The sequence below is a fragment of the Photorhabdus hainanensis genome, assembly GCF_018448965.1.
Lineage (GTDB): Bacteria > Pseudomonadota > Gammaproteobacteria > Enterobacterales > Enterobacteriaceae > Photorhabdus > Photorhabdus akhurstii.
Genome location: NZ_RCWD01000112.1, coordinates 1 through 1,069, shown reverse-complemented (window position 1 = coordinate 1,069; position 1,069 = coordinate 1). Strand labels below are relative to the sequence as shown.

The window sequence follows — 1,069 nt, the reverse complement described above, 5'->3', positions numbered from 1 at the left end:
ATAGGGGAGCCGCAGGGAAACCGAGTCTTAACTGGGCGAAGTAGTTGCAGGGTATAGACCCGAAACCCGGTGAGCTAGCCATGGGCAGGTTGAAGGTTGGGTAACACTAACTGGAGGACCGAACCGACTAATGTTGAAAAATTAGCGGATGACCTGTGGCTGGGGGTGAAAGGCCAATCAAACCGGGAGATAGCTGGTTCTCCCCGAAAGCTATTTAGGTAGCGCCTCGTGAATTCATCTTCGGGGGTAGAGCGCTGTTTCGGCTAGGGGGCCATCCCGGCTTACCAACCCGATGCAAACTGCGAATACCGAAGAATGTTATCACGGGAGACACACGGCGGGTGCTAACGTCCGTCGTGAAGAGGGAAACAACCCAGACCGCCAGCTAAGGTCCCAAAGTCATGGTTAAGTGGGAAACGATGTGGGAAGGCCCAGACAGCCAGGATGTTGGCTTAGAAGCAGCCATCATTGAAAGAAAGCGTAATAGCTCACTGGTCGAGTCGGCCTGCGCGGAAGATGTAACGGGGCTAAACCATGCGCCGAAGCTGCGGCATTCAGAGGACAGATTTCAGACGACAGAGGACGGAAAGGTGTCTTGAAGGATTTGATTAATCCGGTCCTGGATAGCAATCGCCTGTGACTGCGAAGTCATTGCGAAAATGCTGACCGGACTGGGACGTCATCTGTAAGCTGTATTCTGACGTCTGTTCTCTGGATGGGTAGGGGAGCGTTCTGTAAGCCGTTGAAGGTGGCGCTGTGAGGCCCGCTGGAGGTATCAGAAGTGCGAATGCTGACATAAGTAACGATAAAGCGGGTGAAAAACCCGCTCGCCGGAAGACCAAGGGTTCCTGTCCAACGTTAATCGGGGCAGGGTGAGTCGACCCCTAAGGCGAGGCCGAGCGGCGTAGCTGATGGGAAACAGGTTAATATTCCTGTACTGAATGTGACTGCGAAGGGGGGACGGAGAAGGCTAGGCCATCCGGGCGACGGTCGTCCCGGTTTAAGCGTGTAGGTGGGAGGAGCAGGCAAATCCGCTCTTCTGTAACACTGAGGCGTGATGACGAGCTGC

Annotated in this window: 1 rRNA gene; it reads left to right on the top strand. The window is 54.8% G+C overall.

Features of this window, described 5'->3' with window-relative positions:
* Positions 1-1,069: ribosomal RNA gene (locus EAE92_RS24090) — 23S ribosomal RNA — on the top strand; the annotation flags it as partial.